This window comes from Nocardia sp. NPDC049737 (assembly GCF_040674755.1).
GTDB lineage: Bacteria > Actinomycetota > Actinomycetes > Mycobacteriales > Mycobacteriaceae > Nocardia.
Genome location: NZ_JBFANH010000004.1, coordinates 1 through 18,260 on the forward strand (window position 1 = coordinate 1; position 18,260 = coordinate 18,260).

General features: G+C 63.6%; 13 protein-coding genes and 1 pseudogene. 3 read left to right on the plus strand and 11 right to left on the minus strand.

The features are described from left to right. The 9 genes and pseudogenes from AB0J47_RS06825 to AB0J47_RS06865 all read right to left on the minus strand — a co-directional run. Window positions 1-519, minus strand: a pseudogene (locus tag AB0J47_RS06825) (hypothetical protein); the annotation flags it as partial. Then, a complete protein-coding gene (locus AB0J47_RS06830; RefSeq protein ID WP_364341395.1) occupies window positions 516-1,427 on the minus strand; it encodes a hypothetical protein in 912 nt (303 codons plus the stop codon). The gene AB0J47_RS06830 and the pseudogene AB0J47_RS06825, both read right to left, overlap by 4 nt. 53 nt (window positions 1,428-1,480) lie before the next feature. After that, complete coding sequence (locus AB0J47_RS06835; RefSeq protein ID WP_364341397.1) at window positions 1,481-4,048, minus strand: hypothetical protein; 2,568 nt, start codon at window positions 4,046-4,048, stop codon at window positions 1,481-1,483. Next, window positions 4,045-6,573 (minus strand): ATP-binding protein, encoded by a 2,529-nt coding sequence (locus AB0J47_RS06840; RefSeq protein ID WP_364341399.1) that lies wholly within the window; start codon window positions 6,571-6,573, stop codon window positions 4,045-4,047. Before AB0J47_RS06840 ends, AB0J47_RS06835 begins: the two co-directional genes overlap by 4 nt. After that, window positions 6,573-7,109, minus strand: a complete 537-nt coding sequence (locus AB0J47_RS06845; protein WP_364341401.1) for a hypothetical protein — start codon at window positions 7,107-7,109, stop codon at window positions 6,573-6,575. Before AB0J47_RS06845 ends, AB0J47_RS06840 begins: the two co-directional genes overlap by 1 nt. Next, entirely contained in the window at window positions 7,109-7,366 is a 258-nt protein-coding gene (locus tag AB0J47_RS06850; protein WP_364341403.1) for a hypothetical protein, read from the minus strand. The genes AB0J47_RS06845 and AB0J47_RS06850 overlap by 1 nt, the downstream gene beginning before the upstream one ends. A 28-nt stretch (window positions 7,367-7,394) precedes the next feature. Beyond that, window positions 7,395-8,405, minus strand: coding sequence for a conjugal transfer protein (locus AB0J47_RS06855; RefSeq protein ID WP_364341405.1), 1,011 nt, complete (start codon window positions 8,403-8,405; stop codon window positions 7,395-7,397). A gap of 69 nt (window positions 8,406-8,474) precedes the next feature. Then, on the minus strand, window positions 8,475-9,587 hold the full coding sequence (locus AB0J47_RS06860) for a GAF domain-containing protein (protein ID WP_364341407.1): 1,113 nt from the start codon (window positions 9,585-9,587) through the stop codon (window positions 8,475-8,477). A gap of 441 nt (window positions 9,588-10,028) precedes the next feature. Next, window positions 10,029-10,940: an ROK family protein gene (locus AB0J47_RS06865; RefSeq protein ID WP_364341409.1), complete on the minus strand. Its 912-nt coding sequence runs from the start codon at window positions 10,938-10,940 to the stop codon at window positions 10,029-10,031. Window positions 10,941-11,714: 774 nt separating this feature from the next. On the opposite strand from AB0J47_RS06865, the gene AB0J47_RS06870 reads away from it, so the two are divergent. Then, on the plus strand, window positions 11,715-12,419 hold the full coding sequence (locus tag AB0J47_RS06870) for a MerR family transcriptional regulator (protein ID WP_364341411.1): 705 nt from the start codon (window positions 11,715-11,717) through the stop codon (window positions 12,417-12,419). A gap of 412 nt (window positions 12,420-12,831) precedes the next feature. Beyond that, window positions 12,832-14,964 (plus strand): hypothetical protein, encoded by a 2,133-nt coding sequence (locus tag AB0J47_RS06875; protein WP_364341413.1) that lies wholly within the window; start codon window positions 12,832-12,834, stop codon window positions 14,962-14,964. Window positions 14,965-15,073: 109 nt separating this feature from the next. Here the strand turns inward: AB0J47_RS06875 and AB0J47_RS06880 are convergent, their stop codons facing one another. Beyond that, window positions 15,074-15,637 carry a hypothetical protein gene (locus AB0J47_RS06880; RefSeq protein ID WP_364341415.1) on the minus strand — a complete coding sequence of 188 codons (564 nt, stop codon included), beginning with the start codon at window positions 15,635-15,637 and terminating at the stop codon, window positions 15,074-15,076. Window positions 15,638-15,858: 221 nt separating this feature from the next. Next, window positions 15,859-17,313: an AMP-binding protein gene (locus AB0J47_RS06885; protein ID WP_364341417.1), complete on the minus strand. Its 1,455-nt coding sequence runs from the start codon at window positions 17,311-17,313 to the stop codon at window positions 15,859-15,861. A 340-nt stretch (window positions 17,314-17,653) separates the two neighbouring features. Here AB0J47_RS06885 and AB0J47_RS06890 point away from each other — a divergent pair, with 340 nt between their 5' ends. After that, window positions 17,654-18,250, plus strand: a complete 597-nt coding sequence (locus AB0J47_RS06890; RefSeq protein WP_364341419.1) for a TetR family transcriptional regulator — start codon at window positions 17,654-17,656, stop codon at window positions 18,248-18,250. Window positions 18,251-18,260 lie beyond the last annotated feature (10 nt).

The following is an 18,260-nucleotide window of genomic DNA, read 5'->3' on the forward strand; positions in this document are numbered from 1 at the left end:
CGGCGCCAACGCCGTCAAAGTATCCGGATCCAACAACCCGCCACCATGATCAGCGGCTGAATCATCCGTGGTCCGAGACGTATTCGGCGCCACCGTACCCGCAGGCGCAGGCGCCGCCTGCGCCGGAGCCGCCTGCGCAGCAGCCCCCTCAGCAGGCGCACTCGGCGCCGGAGCCGCCTGCGCCCCCGCAGCTCCCGGCGCACCCGCTGGCGGCACCACACCCTTACCCGAACCACCCTGTCCCGGCGCCACCGCGCCCTGTCCGGAACCATCCCCCGAAGACTGACCAGGCAGAGCAGGATTATTCTCGGAGTCCGAACCCTCCTGCGATGCTTGCGAATTCCCACCCGAACCCGCCCCCGGGCTCAAACCGCCCGCTCCCGGGCTCGCTCCCTGCCGAGGCTTGCGCGTCCACGGCGTCACCACCCCCGCTAGCGCACCTTCACCCGAATCCCCCTCCGCATCCAGATCATCGACAGCTGGCTCAACCCCCGCATCCCACACCAATGGACTCGTCATGAATCCCCCTTCAACACCCGCTTGACCCGAACGTCACCTCCGGTCGGCAGCACTTGTTCGACTACCTGCCCCGAATCCGGATCAACAGTGACAATCTGGGTAGAACCGACAGCAATGCCGACTCGGGTGGGGGCGTTGGACCGGTAATCCCAAAAGACCAGATCCCCCGGCGAGATGGCTTCGGTATCGACCCGCTGACCGCAAACACCTTGGGCGGCAATGGCACTCGGCAGCACGACAGAGGAGCGAGCGGTAGTCGTCGAACTCGATGGCCGCCCGCACGCAACCTGCGTCGACTCGGTGCGCGGCATGGTCGCACCCGATGACGAGCCAACCGTGCCGGTACCGGCGCCCGCCGCCGCGAGACATTGCCCCGTCATTGCCGCGTCCGATGCCGCATCGATGACGCTCTTGGTCAATGTCGCGGCATCTGCGGTGCCCGGCGAGCCATTGCGGCCGGGCTCGAGCGTCGCCGGGTTACGGACCACCGCCAGCGCGAACTGCCGCGCGCACTCCACAGCGAGCCCGGTATTGACCGTCTGCAACGGCGGCAGCTGCCAGGATGCGGATCGCATCGCGGACGCGCAGGAGCGCTGCCAGGTCGAGGCATCGGTGTCATCCGGCGCGATGGTCCACTCGGCATACGGGTTCGTGGTCGGCGCCTCGGATTCGGGAATGGTGTCGGCTGCCCGGCGCGAAGTGGTAGCGCTCGATGTCGTTGTCGTGACGGCCGGATCCGGACCGACGGCACTATCGCACTGGTAGTGCAGATCCGCAGCGGCCGATGTTGAGGTGTTCCCCGCCAGCGTCATAAGCATCCCCCCGACGCCGCACAGCCCGACTACAGGAATGAGCAGCACCCACACCCAAGTCGGGATCATCGCGAGGATCATCAGGCGCCCCATCATCGAATACCCTCTCTGTGCAGGCCGAGCGACTTCACCTTCGCGCGGGCGTATATCTAGTTCCCCAGCAGCCTGTCGACTTGTCCCAATGTCTGTACCCAGCGCGGATGGGCGTCATTTTGTCCGCGTGGTGTCACTGTATTGGACAAATCCGTGGTTCGACCCGAGCCCAAATGTTCTGATCGGACGGCGTCGTAGACCGTATCCCGGAGATTTCGGATTGCTTCCGGATCAGCTACATTACGAACGAGCGCTTCTGTGGCATTCTGCGCGTTCCTGGCATGCTCGTTCATAATCCATTGCTTCATACGCTCCGCCTCCCGCACACCGACATTAGCGCTCTGCAATCTACGGTCGTTGGCGGTCATGCCAGTCGTAGGCACAGTCCCGTTTATCACATTATTCAACGCCCTCATCTTCGCTGCCGCTTCATCCGGATTATCACGAATGTCACCAAAAATACCTCGACTGTGGTCACCAGCATATTCTCGGACGAAATCCACCTGCGGATGACCCAATGGGTTGTCTTCGTCCAGGGCGACACCGCCCGCCCTGACCCTGCGGAATTCCCGGGCCGCCTGCTGCAGAGTACCGAAATTGGCCGCGACCTCGTCGGCACTGCCATCGCCTCTGATCAGCAGGCGTGCTGAATTCTGGGTATGCCGCAAAGCAGCAGCCAAGAACGCAAGGTCGCGGTCCTGGAGCGGTTCGTTACCAGCGGCTTGGGCGATAGTTGCCCGCGAGCGCGACGCAAGCCGCGCCCTTTTCTCGTCTCTCGCACCGGCGCCGATCATGGCTCCGAATGAATCGGCCGCAGTGCCGCCGACATCGAGAACGCCTTGCACGGCTGCGGCATTGCCCAAGACCGAGTCCAGACCGCCATATTCGACAGCTTCCAGTCCGGCGTTGGACGCAAAGAGTTCCCGGTTCATATACGACTGCGCATACCAGCCGTACCGCCCACCGAACCGATCGTCCCCGACCCACACGCCTCCCTGCGCCTCCGTCATTGCCCTCTTCAGCCTGGATTGCGGATGGAACGATCCGGGCAGCCCCATCATCATCCATTCCGTCAGTGGTGAGTTGGCAATCGTGCTCGCACCACCCATCAGCGCCATCATCCCCATACCACCCATCTTGTGGCGCGCGCCGATCTGTCCCATACCGAGCGCATACCCACCACCGCCTCCAGAACCCGCACCCGCGCGCGTCCCTCCATTCTGGACCGCGATCGCGAAGCGGTTGGCAATCCATTCATTGCCGCGGTCGAGGTTACCGGTGAAGCGCTTGGCCTGAAGGAATGCGACGATCATTATCACCGCGGTGAAGAACAAGACCGCGATTTCCCGACCTTTCGCCTGTTTCAGCATCTCGTTCTCGATCAAAGCTATGACAGCGACAAAAGCAATTTCCGCAGCCATCCGGAAGAAAGAAAAGAAGCCATGGACGACACTGCGGATCGTGAATGTCTGCGTAGGACCGTACACATAGCCACCGGCGGCGAAGCCGAAAAGGCCCATGAATGCCCAATAGATCGCGTCGAGCCCGGACCACACAATCCTGATGGACATATACCCGAAGAAGGGTACGATCCCCAGCAACATCAATATCAGCACCAACAGACCGGCACCGATCTGACCCATGCTGGGATTGTCTGCGGCAGTGGCCGCGACGGAATCGCCACAGGCCTTCAAACCCTTCTTGACCTGGCTATCATTGCCGGCCGATATGCCGGATGACCACGCAGAGGCACACGCCGGCCGCTCGTCGACAACGTGGCCGAAATTCCACACCTGTAGCGGATGCCGCACAAAATTGTCGACCATACTCTGCTGCATGGTCTGTGCGAGCGCCGCGGGATTCGGGCTGCTGTCACCATTCACGCCGGCCGCCACCGAAAGGCCGACATCGCGGCCCTGAGCCAGCATGCCGTGCGAGGACAATATCTCGGCGAGCGGATCCCTGAGGAACAGCGCACTCACGATTGCCATCACCAGCATGGTCGCAATCTGAAACGATGCCTTGGCAAAAAATCCGCGTGCCACGAAATAAGCGACGAAGAACGCGCCCAGCGTAACGAAGAAGAAGAACACCGCCGCCGTCGCGATCTGAGCGGTGACACCTTCGGCAGCCCCGGTCAAGGGTGCGCGGAGCCAATCGAGCCAACCCAGGCGGACCGCCGAGTCGTACCCCCAGATCGGCAGAACCACAGCAATAAGGAAGAATTCGCACATAAGGCCGAGGATCGCCGCCATCACGGTCGTGATCGGATGGAATAGGCTTCCGTCGCTTGTGATGTAGGTATACCGCGACACCGGGACCCCATATGAATCCCGCATATTCGTGAAACCGAGCGCACCGTTACCGCTGGACTGCACGGTCTCGGTGTCGGTTTGCGCGCCGGCAACCGCGCTGAGCGCAGCCGGCAATACAAATAGCATGAAGAATGCGACGAGCCCCCAGAAGATCCAACGTCGACGCCGGGTCGCGGTGATCCACAGCCAACATCGGTGCCCGAGCACCCTCGGCTGCCATTTTTCCGGATCCCAGAACTCCAGTTCGCGTCGCAGATCGGAGCCGTGCCACGCGCGCGACCAAGTGGGCACGGTGGACGGGAGTCTCATGCGATTTCCTGACGCTGTGGCAATGCCGATCGAGTGGCGCCCTTCCCCGAGGGCGTACTGCTGATCGCCTCGGCGCGATCGGCGCGTGCGGGACCGAGCACCTTGCCACGTCCGATCCGGTTCAGCGCGTCCCGCATAAACATCTCGCCGCGCCGTTCCTCCGGCACCTGCCGGCCTTGGCCGACCGGCGGCGAGGTCTCTTCGCGCAGGATCTGCAGCAGGAACGACGCCTCTTCCAGATCGACGCCGAGCCATTCCAGGCTGTTGCGGGCCAACGTTTCATCACGCTGCCGGAAGACGAACCGGTTGGGAATCAGATTGTGCGCCGCGCCCTGGAAGTCCGTCGCGGGATCGTGGGACGCCAATCCGATTGCGGCCAAATGCTTTCGACCGTCCCGGCTGAAATCGGAGGTCACCGCGGAACCGACCTGGGTCTGCGTGAAATGGTGTGCCTCGTCGCCGACCAGCAGTCCGAATCTGCCGTTGTCGGTGAGGAACGCTTCCCTGGCGGCAACGCCGACCAGTTCGTAAAGCGCGGTGCCCAGGCGCTTTGTCAGCGGCAACCGGTTGTACAAGTGCGGAGTGGTGAGTTCCTCCGCTGTCGGCAATGCCAGATTGTGGCTGCGGACCACCGTAGCCGCGGCATCGAGCCGCAGCGGCCGCAGCTTCGGATCGAACAGCACCGGAACCCGGTCGACCACGGTCCCGAGCCGCGCCGCCAAATCGGCGTAGTCCTCACCCAACCCGGGTGTGTCCCGCAGCCGCCGCACGACCTGCAGGAAGTCCAGCAGACTGCGGATGCTGTGCTCGGCAATTCCCCTCGGTGACAGCAGATTGCTGGCGGCGGCGCCCGCACCCGATGTCGGCGACAGATCCAGCAGCGGCAGGATCGAATCCAGCGCCCGTTCCCCCGCGATCCGTGGATCGAAGAGGCGCAGCGGATCCAAGGACACCGTCGGATTGGCCAGATCGATGACGACCGCATTATCGATCGAGGAAGCGAAATGCTCCCATTCACCGACCTGACTGCGATCGATGGCCAGGAATTGGCCGCCCATATCGTGGACCAGCACGGCCATGAGCTTCAAGAAATAGGATTTACCCGATCCGAGCTCACCGGTGACCGCGAACGATGCGGACAGGTCGTGCAGCGCCGCTTCCATGATCCCGAAATGGATCGGCTCGAAATTTCCGGACAACAGGTTGACCCCGATCACCGGACCGCTGTCATCGCCGATCTGGCTGGTGGTGAAGGGAACGAAGCCCGCCCACATATCGGAGGGCACAATATGCGCGAAATCGTCGTACGCCCGCCGCGCCGGACTGCCGGGAATGAGCATCGACCACAGATCAACCTGCGCGCCGACCGGCGCGGTCATCTCCACATTGAAGCGCCGGTACCGACGTTTGAGCGTGTTCACCGCATCGGTCGTCGCATCGCGTGACGCTCCACCTATAGCGATCACGGTCGTAAAGGACACCTCGGATTCACCGCCGTTGACCTCGAAATGCTGGTTGTACTCGCCCAACATCTGCGCCTTCGACATCAAGGTGTTCTGTGCGAAGGAAACCTCCTGATCCCGCTGGTCCATCTGCTCACCGAGGCGTCGAAGGCTCAGCTCATTATTCTTGAGCACCTGCTCGGCGGGCTTCGTCGATATCCGCATGCCCCAGTCGACCGTGACGTCCTGCATGCCCTCGAGCACGCTGAGGAATTCACTGCCGCCGGGAAAGGACATGCCCGCGTACGGGAATGACCGCGGGGTCAGCACCGCCTGGTAGGAGGGTTGGAAAACCAGATCCGGCTGTACCACCTTGATCACCGGCACGAAGGAGGGGCGAATGCGTCGATTGCTGTCGGCCTGTGCTCCCTCGTCCAGGGCGGCCGAGCGGAAGACGGCCGATGTCGCGTCGTCCAACACACCGGCGCGGGTCGGCGCAACTGGATCGCCGACCGCGCCGCGGCTCAGATAGTGCTCCCACAGCCATTGGAACAGGGCGGCAGGCACCGGAACCGGGTCGAAATCGCCACCGATGCGCGAGAGGATCTCGTTGGCCTTCTCGTCATAGGCGTCCAGGTCGGCTCGAGACAGGGCGGCGGCGTCGATGGTCGTGGTGGTGCCACGCCACATTCGCGACAATGCCGAAATACCCGAATTGCTGGCCCCGACCGGGATCGACAGCAAATATATCCGGGTCTGCGGCAGGATCGCGCGGACCCGCTCGAACGAGGCCACCACCTCGGTGGCGTAATCCTCGCACTCGTCCAGATCCACGCCCTCGACCATTTTGCTCAGCACGTCGAGGGTATTGAGACGAGCCTGGATACCCAGCAGCAGTGAACCATTCGGCAGATTATTGATCAGTGAATGATGGGCCGCCTTGACATCGAACTTGTCACTGGCCTTGCGCAACCCGTAGCCCAGCGGGTTGATGAAATAGTTGGCAGTCACCAGACCGCCGTGCGTGAATTGCAGATGCCCGCGAATAGCGGCGGTCGGCTGCAGGTCTCGTTCGAACGCCATCAGTTCCGCCCTCCGGGTAACGCGCCATTGCCCTTGTCTTCCACCTTTGGCAATGTCTTGCTCCATCTTTCGAGAATGTTGAGCGGACGCTCGCTAGCCATTACGGCTACCGCCGGGCGGTCATCGTCCGCGGCGACCTTACGATCAGGCAGCAGAATCACGATGCTCTCCTCGACGAACAGCGTGTGTCGCCCGGACTCCTCGCCGACCGGCATGCCCGAGGCGGAAACCGGCCTGCGGATGACGATCAATCGGCCGATCCACAGGATCCGCGATGTCAACCGCACACCCGTATACGGCACCAAACCCAGTGCGAAAACAGTGACGACGGAGATGACCGCACCCACCACGAAGGTGATGGCGGGATTCGTGGGCAGCGACATGGCCAGCACCGCCGTGATGACGATGAGCACGCCGCCGCCGATCATCTGCGGCAAGGTGTACGGCCCGAACGGGAGCTTCTGCCCGTTCTGCGCCTTGCCGATCAGGGTGGGAACCCGTTTGATCGGCGTGAACACCTTGACGACTTGGGTCACTAGCGGTACGTCCCGCCGATGGGCTGGTCTTGGACGATCCGGCTATTGGAGTCGACGCGCGCGTAGTTGAGCAGGGTGGGCAGCGTCCAGAACAGGATCCCCGCCATCAATGCCGAGAGGGTGACGCCGATGAGCTTGCCCGGTGACAGCTTCGACTTCACCCCTTCGGAAATGAGCAGAACCATGCCGCAACCGGCGATGACGATCATCCCCGCCCAACGGATGAAGATCAGCCCGTTGTACAGGATGATGCTCATTTGACTACCCATGATGATGCCTTTCTGTTCAGTTCTGTGTTGCCGGTGGAATCGACACTGCGGAACTGGGTGCTGTGGTCGCCGTGCTGGTTGGGGCGCCGCCGGACCCTTCGTTGGCGGCGACTACCGTCATGGGTTCGCGCAGTTCGGGCATCGAATCCAGGTACTCGACCTGCCACTGCCCTGCGGTCTGGATCATCGTCAGTGGGTAGGCAAGGGTCGGCGCGGCGCCGCTGCCGGTCTTCGGGTTGATCGTGACCAGCACGCGGGCGTTCGTACCGCCGACACCGCAGCCGCCGTCATCGGATGCCACCGTTGTGGTCTCCACGGAGGTGAACGGTGCTGGCCGCAGTGCGGCTATCCCGGAGTTCGGTATGGTGTAGCGCGCGATATCACCCGAGCCGGTGAGATACGTCGACAGGAATCCGGAGGCCACCTGCGCCAGTGGCGATTCCGCGCCACACGGATTCTGATATCCCAGCACCAGATCGATGCCGCGCCCCGGCGATTCGACCGCCGCGGGCACCGCCAGCGCGCGGCGCCTGCCGTCCGCCGCCACCGATACCGAGACTCGGTAGTACTCGCGATTGCCGCTGGCTCCGCCAGCTGCCTTGGCCACCCGGACCGACACCGTGACCGACCAGACGTCGAATGCCTCGGTGCTCAGATTGCGTGAGGTGAACACGACGATCGGATCGGACACCTGTCGCCCGGTCGCGGGCAGATTGATCTGCTGTCCGCCGCCGACGTACTCACCGAGGCGCTCCTGCTGTCCGGATGAGGCGCTGAGGTAGGTGACCACGAACTCCTCGGCGAAGGACTCCGCCAACTGGGCATGGCCGATGATCGAGGTCGACATGGAATCCGGCGACTTGGCGACCGGCTTATCGGCGAACCAGCCGAGGATGGTGCGCCCACCGCCGAGCACCGCGAGCACGGCGATGACGGCAACAATGGCATTGTCGCGGCGGCGGCGTGCGGCCATCCGGCGAAGTAATTCCTCGCCCGAATCTGCCTGCCTGCCAGCCGTTGTCCGCACTCTCGAAATGGTAGAGAGCCGAACCGCTCCCAATTGCCCGCCTGTTCCCGTGGCTGGGAATAAGGACAATCAGTAGGCAGGGCTGCGTTTCATGCGATCGACCAGCCAATGACGCAGCTGATCGTCGTAACCGACCGGCGTGCTCGGCTCGACCGGCCGGTGCGGTTCCAGGACGGGCACGTCATCGGCGACCCTGACCAACTGCGCGATGGCCAACGGCCGAGTCGAATATCCGGGGTACGGATACAGCAGCAATGACGTCGGCGTATAACCGCCGCCGTAGTTGAGGGCACGCATCGTGACTCCGGCGGTTTCCCCCGCCCGCAGTCGGTCACCGAGCTCGATCAACCGGATCCGATCGTCCGGATGAAATACGTCGACCGGCTGGAACAGATAATCCCAGCGCACCCATGGCGCGGGATCGGTGAGCCAATGCGAAATGCTGGTGTACTCGAGTTGCACAACCGCCAAGTGGGTGCCCGCGCGACGGTGCGCCTCACGCAGCCCAACTCGTTCCAGCGTGGCCCACGAGGCGGGCTGATCGTCGGAGGAGATGTCCTCGATCAGCCACCATGCCCCTCGGGTCCGCTCGTCGTCACGGGCCCGGATCGTGATGCGCCAACGCCCGGCTCGGCCGGAACTGTGCGGCACCGTGACATCGAACTGCAGCTTGTCCCCCGGCTTGGGGTCGTAGAGCAGATCGAGCATCTCGGCATGCCGATCGAACGCCGACATCCGGTAAAAGAGCTCCGCGATCGACATCCTCGGCACGTATTCCTCTGGCGCACTGCCGGAGAGTCGAGTAACGCCGATAGGCTGCTGAATGGTCTGCGAATTCAGATCCCAGATCATACCCACTGCCGCACGCAATTCCGGCGCCTGCGCAGCCGATGGCCCGAGCCAGAGCCGGATCGCGTGCACATCGCCCGCCGGCCCGAATACCGGCCGGATCTTCAGCTCGTGCACACCCGAACGAGTCGGGATCCGCAGATCCACATCTTCGGCCTGATCACGCGCCGCCTGCATGGCCGCGGCCAACCGCGCGGTCGTCAGACTGTCATATACCGCAGGCATTTTCGCGAGCAGCCGCTGGAGAACTCGCGGCCACCCCGCGAAGTCACGCGGTGCTTCCCCCACCGACGCCACCGACATCATGTCCGGTGTCAACGTTTCGATGGTCACCCATGGGATTACTGCGTCGCTCCGCATCTCGCTTGCCCGTACCAGCCGTTCCTCCGGATTCATGACTCAGATGAGCCACGATCGTGACACGTTCAATGTACCGTTGTTCAGCGGTCCAATCAACACGTCAGGAACAAGTTCACCTGTTCGAAGTCTTGTGATTCATACCGGATGGAGCAAACCGAATGCTGGTTTCTTAACCTAGTCCTAAGACAAGATGAACGGCGGCACAGGCAATCTCCCGCCGCAACCGCGCGTCACCGCACCTGCTGAACCCTCGGCGACCTGCGTCGATTCCGATGCATGACAATGCTCGGACAGGAAGGAAACCAGACGCCGCGGAAACCGGTGACGGCACGCGAACAAACGCACCGCCACGGGCCGACACCATCAGCCGTGCCCATAGCTGACGGTTTTCCAGCCGACCTCAGGAACGGCCGATTACTCGCTCGGGGCCGAGGCTGCCTCCGCCGCCATCAGAGCGAGCAGACCGGCACCCGCCAGGATGCCGACGTTCTCCAACTCCGACGGAATCACGCGCAGCGCGGTCAGAAAACCGAGTCGGGCGTGCGTCGCCACGGCCGCGGTGAGCGGCTTCCACAGCGCCGGACCGGATCTCGCCACGCTGCCGCCGAGCACGACCAGATCGATATCCAGTAACGGCGCTACCGAGGCGATCGACCGACCGAGCGCCGTTCCGGCGCGATTCAGCGCGGCAACCGCGATCTCGTCACCAGCTCGCGCGGCTTCGGCCAGGTCGTCGACAGAGCTTCCGTTCCATCCGTTGCCACGTGCCCACCGCAGTATCGACGCGCCACTCGCGACCGCCTCCAGGCAACCACGCCCACCGCATTCACAGAGGTCGTCGAAACCCGGGACCAGGACATGGCCGAAATGCCCGGCATTTCCGGTACGCCCGACCACGACGAAGCCACCGACCATGAGTCCAGCGCTGATCCGAGACGAGACCGATACCGAAAGCGAGTCCATGACCTGGCTGGCCGCTCCGAAGTTCCGCTCGGCCAAGCCGAGACACACGCCATCGAGAGCGAGTTGCACCAGGGCAGTCGGAAAGGTCTTCTGCACGGCCTCCGTCAGTGCGAAACCGGTTCGCCACTCTGGGATGTCGGCCGGTGCCACGACCCCGGCCGCCATGTCGACCGGCCCTGACGAGGCGATGCCGACGGCGGTGACCTCTTGATTCTGCGCCACCTCCAGCAACAGATCCCGGCAGGTGGGCCATGCCGCACCGGAAGGTATCGGAGCCCTCCGGACATCCTCGGCCTCGGCATCGTCGGCCACGCGGGTCACCGCGAAGCCCTCAGGACCGATCTCCAGAGCCAACACCGTCATAGGTCACCCACCGCCACAAGAGTTTTCACGTACCGTCCGCCGCCCACAGTTCTACAGGCCGCTCGAACCGGCAGATCGCAGCCGGTGCCCGAGCACGATACGCCGTCGTGGGGTCGCAGGCACAAGATCAGCGCATACCGGGCGGGTGCTGTTGCGAATAATGCGCAGTGGCCGCTTGTGATCGATCGGGGCGGTGCGGTGCCGATCGAGGTTCTCCACCACCCGGCCCGCGCTGTCGTATGCCACGCCGGCCCAGATCATCGCTCGTGGGCCGTCACCTCGCGCGGTGAGCGTCTGCGCAAGCTGCCCACACTTGGCGAATAAGGGGCAGTGTTGGCAAGTCTGGATGGCAGCTCGCCAGGATTCCGGGGTGCCGACATCGAGGTCCCAATCGTCTGGACCATCCGCGCAGGGCGGGCGGTGCGCGGCCTTGGCCGCAGTGGGGATCGCCGAAATCTGTGTCGCCGTTTGCGATCCGATCGCTGGGCGACGCGCCTGAATGATGCTCATAGCCGTCTCCGAGACTGCCGAGGGCACACGCCACGCAAGACGTGTCCCATTGTCGGGCGGGCATCAGGGCTGCTCAACAGTCCCCGGAAACCGGCAGTGAACTGCCGTATGACGCACGTTAACTTACGATCCGTTACCCGGCAACCATTTCCGCCGCTATGTAACGGCACATTGACCAAGTAGTGATCTCGACGTATCGTTGATTAACGGCACGTTCATCCACGGGCCGCGTTCTACGGGGTAAGTTGTGGTTTCCTGTGAGGTATGGCTGTGCAGTCGGAATACACGATCGATGAATTGGCCCGGGTAGCCGACACCACGGTGCGCAGCGTGCGCGTCTACCACGAGCGTGGTCTCCTGCCCTCCCCCGAGGTGCGGGGTCGGATCGGTTACTACCGCTCCGACCATTTGGAGCGCCTGCAGACCATCAGTCGACTGCTCAGCCGCGGCATGAAGCTGAACGGGATCCGAGAACTGCTCGAGGCCTGGGACCGTGGGGACGGCCTGGCCGATGTCCTCGGTGTCGCACCCGACCAGTCGACCGCCGAGCCGCCTACCACCCCCCAGAACGCGGGCCGCGCCGCTCGGGAAGAACACTCGGCCGAACTGCCGGAATATGTGAAGCAAGCTCTCGCCTCGAGTGACGATCCACTGGAGGCCTACCGCCTGACCAATCCACGCTGCTGCGATCTGGCCTCCCGGCTCGTCGATGTCGGCCTCCCGGCATCGGCCGCCTTCGAATTGGTCGAGCGGCTGCGCGCCGACTGCGATCGGATCGCCGATCGCTATGCCACCGAGCTGTTCTACAGCCTGGCCGGGCGCGGTTACGAACAATCCGAGCGCACCCCCAAGGACCGCACGAAACTCGAGACCGATCTGGCCATCGCGCGGCTGATCGTGACTCGTGCAACATCGGAGCTGATCGATCAGGCCTTCGCCAGGCACTCCGAAATCCCGCCTACCGCATAAAATTTCATCCTGTCCGGAGCGCGGAAATATTTCGCGCCGCGAACTCGTATCGAGTTTCGGCGGATGATCAGATTTCAGCCATGCACTACATGAATTCATGTGTCGTCGGTAACAGTCGTCGAATTCTATACGTATCACATACGAATCATCGTGAGCCCAAAGGGTTTTCGATGTTCGACCAGCCATTATATTCGTATGCGTGTTCGGGCGATCGGATAATCTCATTGGCACGCGACTCGGGTCGGGCAGGATAGACCGTCCAAATACGTTGTCGGACTCGGAGTTCTGGGATACAGCGCGGTGGCGGCCGCGCGCAGTCATCCGTCGGTGCGGGCACTGGATCGGCGCGACTCGACTGCGCCGAATAACCGCTCGGCTACTGCTCGGCACATTTGTGCTGTTCGTTGTTCCGATGTCGATCGGCGCGGTGGCCACGGCGCAGACGGGCACCGCTACCGCCGGGTCATCGACAATCGATGCGGTCGGTTGGATGAATGTCCGGGATTCGCACGGAGTTCCGCTGGCCAATTATGTCTTCGCCACGAATCACGGCAGTATTCTGCACCCCGGGAATGCGGCATTGTCGACCGCACTCGATCTGGAATTCGCGGGGTTCATGGCCACCGAGGTCACCGGCATATGGGTGATCGACTACGCGGTGAGCTTCCGCTGGCTCGACCTTGTCGCCGAGCCATTGAGCCGCGTCGCCGACACCCTGGCCGGACAAGTCGGGACGCCCCTCATCTTTGTGTTCGCGGTAACCATCGGCGGGATACCGGTGGCCTGGTTCGTTGTGCGCGGGTACTTCTCCAAGGCCACCCTGCAGGTGATGACGATGATCGGGGTCGCGATGTTCAGCGTCCCCTATCTGGCGCATCCGCTGGCCGATGTGTTGTCCTCGGACGGGCTGCTCGCCCAGGGACGTGACGTCGGTGTGGCGGTAGCCGCGGGCCTCAACGGCGAATCGAATCCGAGCCCGAATGCGATCGTCGACTCGATAGAGAGCACACTCGCCGACAACTTCGTGCGTTATCCACTACAGGTGTGGAACTTCGGCCACGTGGTGGACGATTCGCCGGCCTGCCGCGCCGCCTGGTCGGAAGGTGTGCTGGCCGGTAGCGATGACAAGGTCACCAGCGGCATGAAACGTTGCGGCGACGCCGCAGCGTACACCAAGGCCCAGAATCCCAATGCGGGCCAGATCTGCACCGGCCTGCTGTTACTGATCTTCGCCGCGGTCCTGCTCATGTTCGGCGTGTACTTGTCCGGCAAGATCGTGGTGGCCGCGGCGGAGTCGATCTATCACGCCTTTATGGCGATATTCGGCTTCGCCGCAGGCGGATACGTCTACGGACCGAGCCAGACCTTCCTGGTGCGCAATCTCGTCGATGCCTTCGTGTCGTCCGGGAAAATGGTCGCGTTCACGGTCTATCTCGGCGTCTACGCCTTGGTGCTCGGCGATGTGTTCAAACAGGCGCAGGGCCACGGCATCGCGGTCATCTTCATCGGCGGATCGTTCATGATCGTCGGAATCGTATTGCTGCGCCGGATGAGCCACAGCCTCGCCGCCGGAACCGGGCGGATCGCCAACCAGATCGGTGGAGTGCTCGCGAGCGGACATGCCAGCCAGCCCGGTGGCGGCGGAGGCTCCATGGCGGGAGCGGGCGGCAGTATGTCCGGAACACAGCGGCTCGTTACCGGACTCGCGGCACTCAACACGATGAACGCCTCGCCGGTTACCGAATACCTGATGGGCCGCAGGCGATCCCCGTTGAGTTCCCGCTCCGGAATGCGACAGCAAGCGGAGCTGGCGAATATGCGGATGGCGGTCGAGGCGGATCGGTTCGGCTGGATTCGGAATTACTATCGCACGCGCGAGCAGATCATCGACTCTGCCAGGTCCGCCGCGGCGACGTATGGTCACACGCCGATGGGCGCCGCTGTCGCGATCGATCGAGTGATCGACCGCGGCGCAAGCCTGGGCGATGCCGAGGCAGCGATGTTCAGTGCTGGATTCACCGATAAGGAAATGCGAACCAACGCGATCAAGGCCTACAACTACCGGACGAGTTGGGGCCCGAATATGTGGGACGGCGACAAACATGTCGGGCAGGCCATCGCCTCGCTCGGTGTGCTCAAATTGGGCGAGACTCCGGCCAATGTCGCACTGTTCAAGCGGACCGCGCATCGACTGGCGGAACGTCGCTTCGCCGACCCCCATCTGCAGTTCAGCAGCTTCACCGCGCCCGAACAGCAGTTCCTGCGCGACTACTTCGACAACCCGACCGAACCGGTCATCCACGCCATTCGAGATGCCGTGTCGGGCACCGGGAATTCGTTGCCCAACTTGACCGGCACCGTTTCCCGGGAGCGGGCCGCGCTTATGAATAGATTCATCAATGTGCACCTGAGTCGACAATACTTGGCAGCCGCCGAATCCGAAAACTTCGCGGCGGCAGCGGGAATCCTACAGAAGATGGCACTACCCGAGTACTGGACCGGCAGCAGCACTCTGACCCCATCGAAGGCGATACCGACCTTCTAGGTCCGCGCAACGAAAAAGCCGTAGCGGCAGTTCTGCGGGCGGCTGTGCCTGCAGTTGCGTCCTGTCCTGAAGGTCACCGATCTGCGCGACCTTATACCCGAATCCGTGGCTATATGGCGATGTGGCCAGGGGGAGTCGCGTCCTGCCCGAGTTCCACTCGACGTGTCTCGAGGTCAGGATGGCGAAGAAGCTTGTGTAGCAGTCCGACAGGCCCGCCGACGCAGATCCAGTCGTCGTCGAACAACCGCGACACCAGCCAGCGGCGGTCGGTCGGAAAAATTAGGTCGGGCAGGCTACGGCGTTGACGCCAGGTCAGCTTGCGCCAGGTGAGCGCCTGCTCCGGCCCCGCCTCGACCAGCACGTATTGCCAATCGGCATACAAGGTCACCCGAGGAGTTTCGGGGAAGACGATGTCGTCGGCGCCGTTATCGAGGTATCCCAACCACCAACGCTGGTTCGCCGACTCAGCGCGCAGGACCGATACCAGCGCTCGGTCCAGCGCTTCCCAGGCCACGTCGTCATCTTCCGGCACGACGATCGTGGCGTACCTGTCGAAAACCGGCGGGATCGCGGAGACGATGGTCAGGCCGACCGACGTACCGTCCGCAATCCATGAACTCTCCGCGTCGGTTCCGATTCGCCAGGGACTGCCGTCCGGTGTGGTGATATCCACCCACCAATCATCGCTGGCTCCCCCCAGAAGCGCCAACGAATTCGAGTGGGTCGGTCAGGCGCGTGCAGGCTCCAGGGAGCGGCTTTGTTGGAAGTAACTTCGCGACTCGGAACCCAATTCGCGACCTCTCAGCGGCAGGGTTCGCGCGCGGCACGGAAAGGTGCGCGGAACAAAGACTCGGCGCGCAGACCAGGAGTACACGGCGGAAACGACGTGCTGTTTCAGCCGATCTCGAACAGCTGCGCCGCCATGCGGCGGCTGGGCTTTCCGTTCGGCAATTGAGGTAGTCGACTCACGATGCGGAGCTGGCCCGGAATCTGGTGTTCGGCCAAGTGGGAGTGGCAGTGGCGCATGATGTCGCGTTTGGTGGTCTGTGAACCCTCACGCAAATGGACGACGGCCGCGACGTCGTCGCCGAGATGCGGATTCGGCACCCGGGTCGCGAGCGATGAGACGACGTCCGGATGTTCGTCCAGCGCGGCCTCCACGTCGACCGGTGCCACCGCATGATCGCCGCGGTGCGCGATCTCGCTGAGCCGCCCCAGGATTCGCAGGCGGCCGTCGTTTTCCCGGCGCGCCACGTCGCGGGTGCGTAGCCAGCCGTCCGCGGTGAACGCCGCCGCGGTGGCCGCGGGATTGCCGACATATCTGCTGAACAGTGCGGTGCCGCGGACCTCCAGTTCGCGGCCGCCCGCGATTTCGTCACCGGCCAAGCGGAATTCGACACCGGTCGGGGTGCCGACCGTGCCGGGCACCCGCTCCCACGACGGCGGATCGGCCGCCGCCTGGTGGCTGGTTTCGGCGAGTTCCAGTGCCTCCACCACCGGGCAGTCGAGCAGCCGTTCCGCGCGCTCGGCCGCGAGACGGGATAGCGGGGCCGAGGCGGTGCGCAGGAAACGCATGCCGCGCGCCCGCTTTCGCGATGCCACCAGTCCCGCGGTAATACCGGCGAGCTGCATCGGCATCACGGTGAGCCAGGTGGGTGCCGCGGCATCCAGCAACCGGTGCGTTTGTCGCGCCTCGCCCGCGGCGGGTAGCACCATGGTGCATCGGCTGCGCAGTGTCGCCATCAGGTTGGCGAACAGGCCATGGCTCTGCGCCCAGGGCAGCAGTGCGATGGTGCGGTCGTCCGGAGTGAGTGCGAAATGATCTGCGACAGCGGCGATTCCGGCCGCGATATTGGCCTCCGACAGTGCCACCGCCTTCGGCGCTCCGGTGGAGCCGGAGGTGAACAGGATCAGTCGGTCATCCTCGTGCACGGCGGGTGCGGGCACCGTCGGCACCCAGCCGCCGCGGCGCGCGGGCTGGGTAGGGATCCAATCGAGCTGCGCGGGCGGCTCGAAGGGGTTGCGCCACAATAGCGTCGGCGACTCGGTGGCAGCGAGGGTCGGCGCGACCACCACTCGGGGCCCGGCCAGTGTAAAAATCTGCTGTTTCTCCCGCGCACTCAGCCGCAAATCCACGGGCGCGAATACCGCACCGATATTCCATACGGCCGACATTACGGCCGCGAAAGCAGGCGAATTCGGTAGTTCGGCGACCACCACGTCGCCCGCACCGACGCCATTCTTCTTCAAACACCATGCGACGGTCTCGGCCCACGCCTCGAGCTGACCGAATGACAAGAGCGGATCCGCATCGGCGGAAACAAGAATCGGCCGATCGGAGGCATCCATCAATTGTCCTTCCGATGGCGCAAGGTGGTATCCCACTCCCGTTGCGGAATTCTGGATTCCGCAACCGGGAGTGGGGTCACGAACGGCACCCATCGCAGGTCGCAGCAGCTATCCCCGGCACCTCCCGGCAAGGGGGAACAAGAGGTGAGCAATGGAACCCGAAGGGCCGCGCGACCAACGCCTTTCCGCATCGTGACGTCTCCAGCACCACATCGAGGTCCAATTCTTAGCGATGCCAGGTGCGCAACAGTACCGGCACGAGACGGCCGCTTGCACAATCCCCGTTCCCAATTTTGGGAACGCGACTTACGCTGCACTGTCGAGCTCAACCGGAGGGTCCATGTCTGATGAGTACGAGCCCGTTGGCCGCAAAAGGAATGCGGCCGCAACGCGACTCGCGATATTGGCGGCGGCGCAACAACTGTTCGCCGAACGCGGCTACGAGCGCGCCACGGTGCGTGAGATCGCGGCACGGGCCGGGGTGAATCAGGCGCTGCTGTTCCGGTACTTCGGCAATAAGGACGAACTGTTCCGCGCGTCGATTGCGGATCGGGGTCGGCGCGTGCTCGAAGAGGGACCTGCCGAGGCATTGCTCGGCCGCTTACTCGCACGTGCGCTCGAGCCGACCGACTCTGCGGCACAGGCACATTGGCTACAGGCCGCACTGCGCTCCAGCGGACATGACGAGGGTGCGGCCGCGGTGCGGCGAGAACTGGGCGACGAGTACGTGGGCGCACTTTCCGCACTCACCGATGGACCCGATGCCGAGTTGCGCGCCGATCTCCTGCTCGCCTGGTTGCTCGGCATCGGTTTGGTTCGCTCGGTGCACCGCCGAGATCCGTTGGCCAGCGCGGATCCAGCGGCGGTTGCCGAGCATGTGCTGCGCGCCGCGCAAGTGCTGCTGGAGCGGGTGGATGTGAATTTTCCACCGTCATAACGGGATTCAC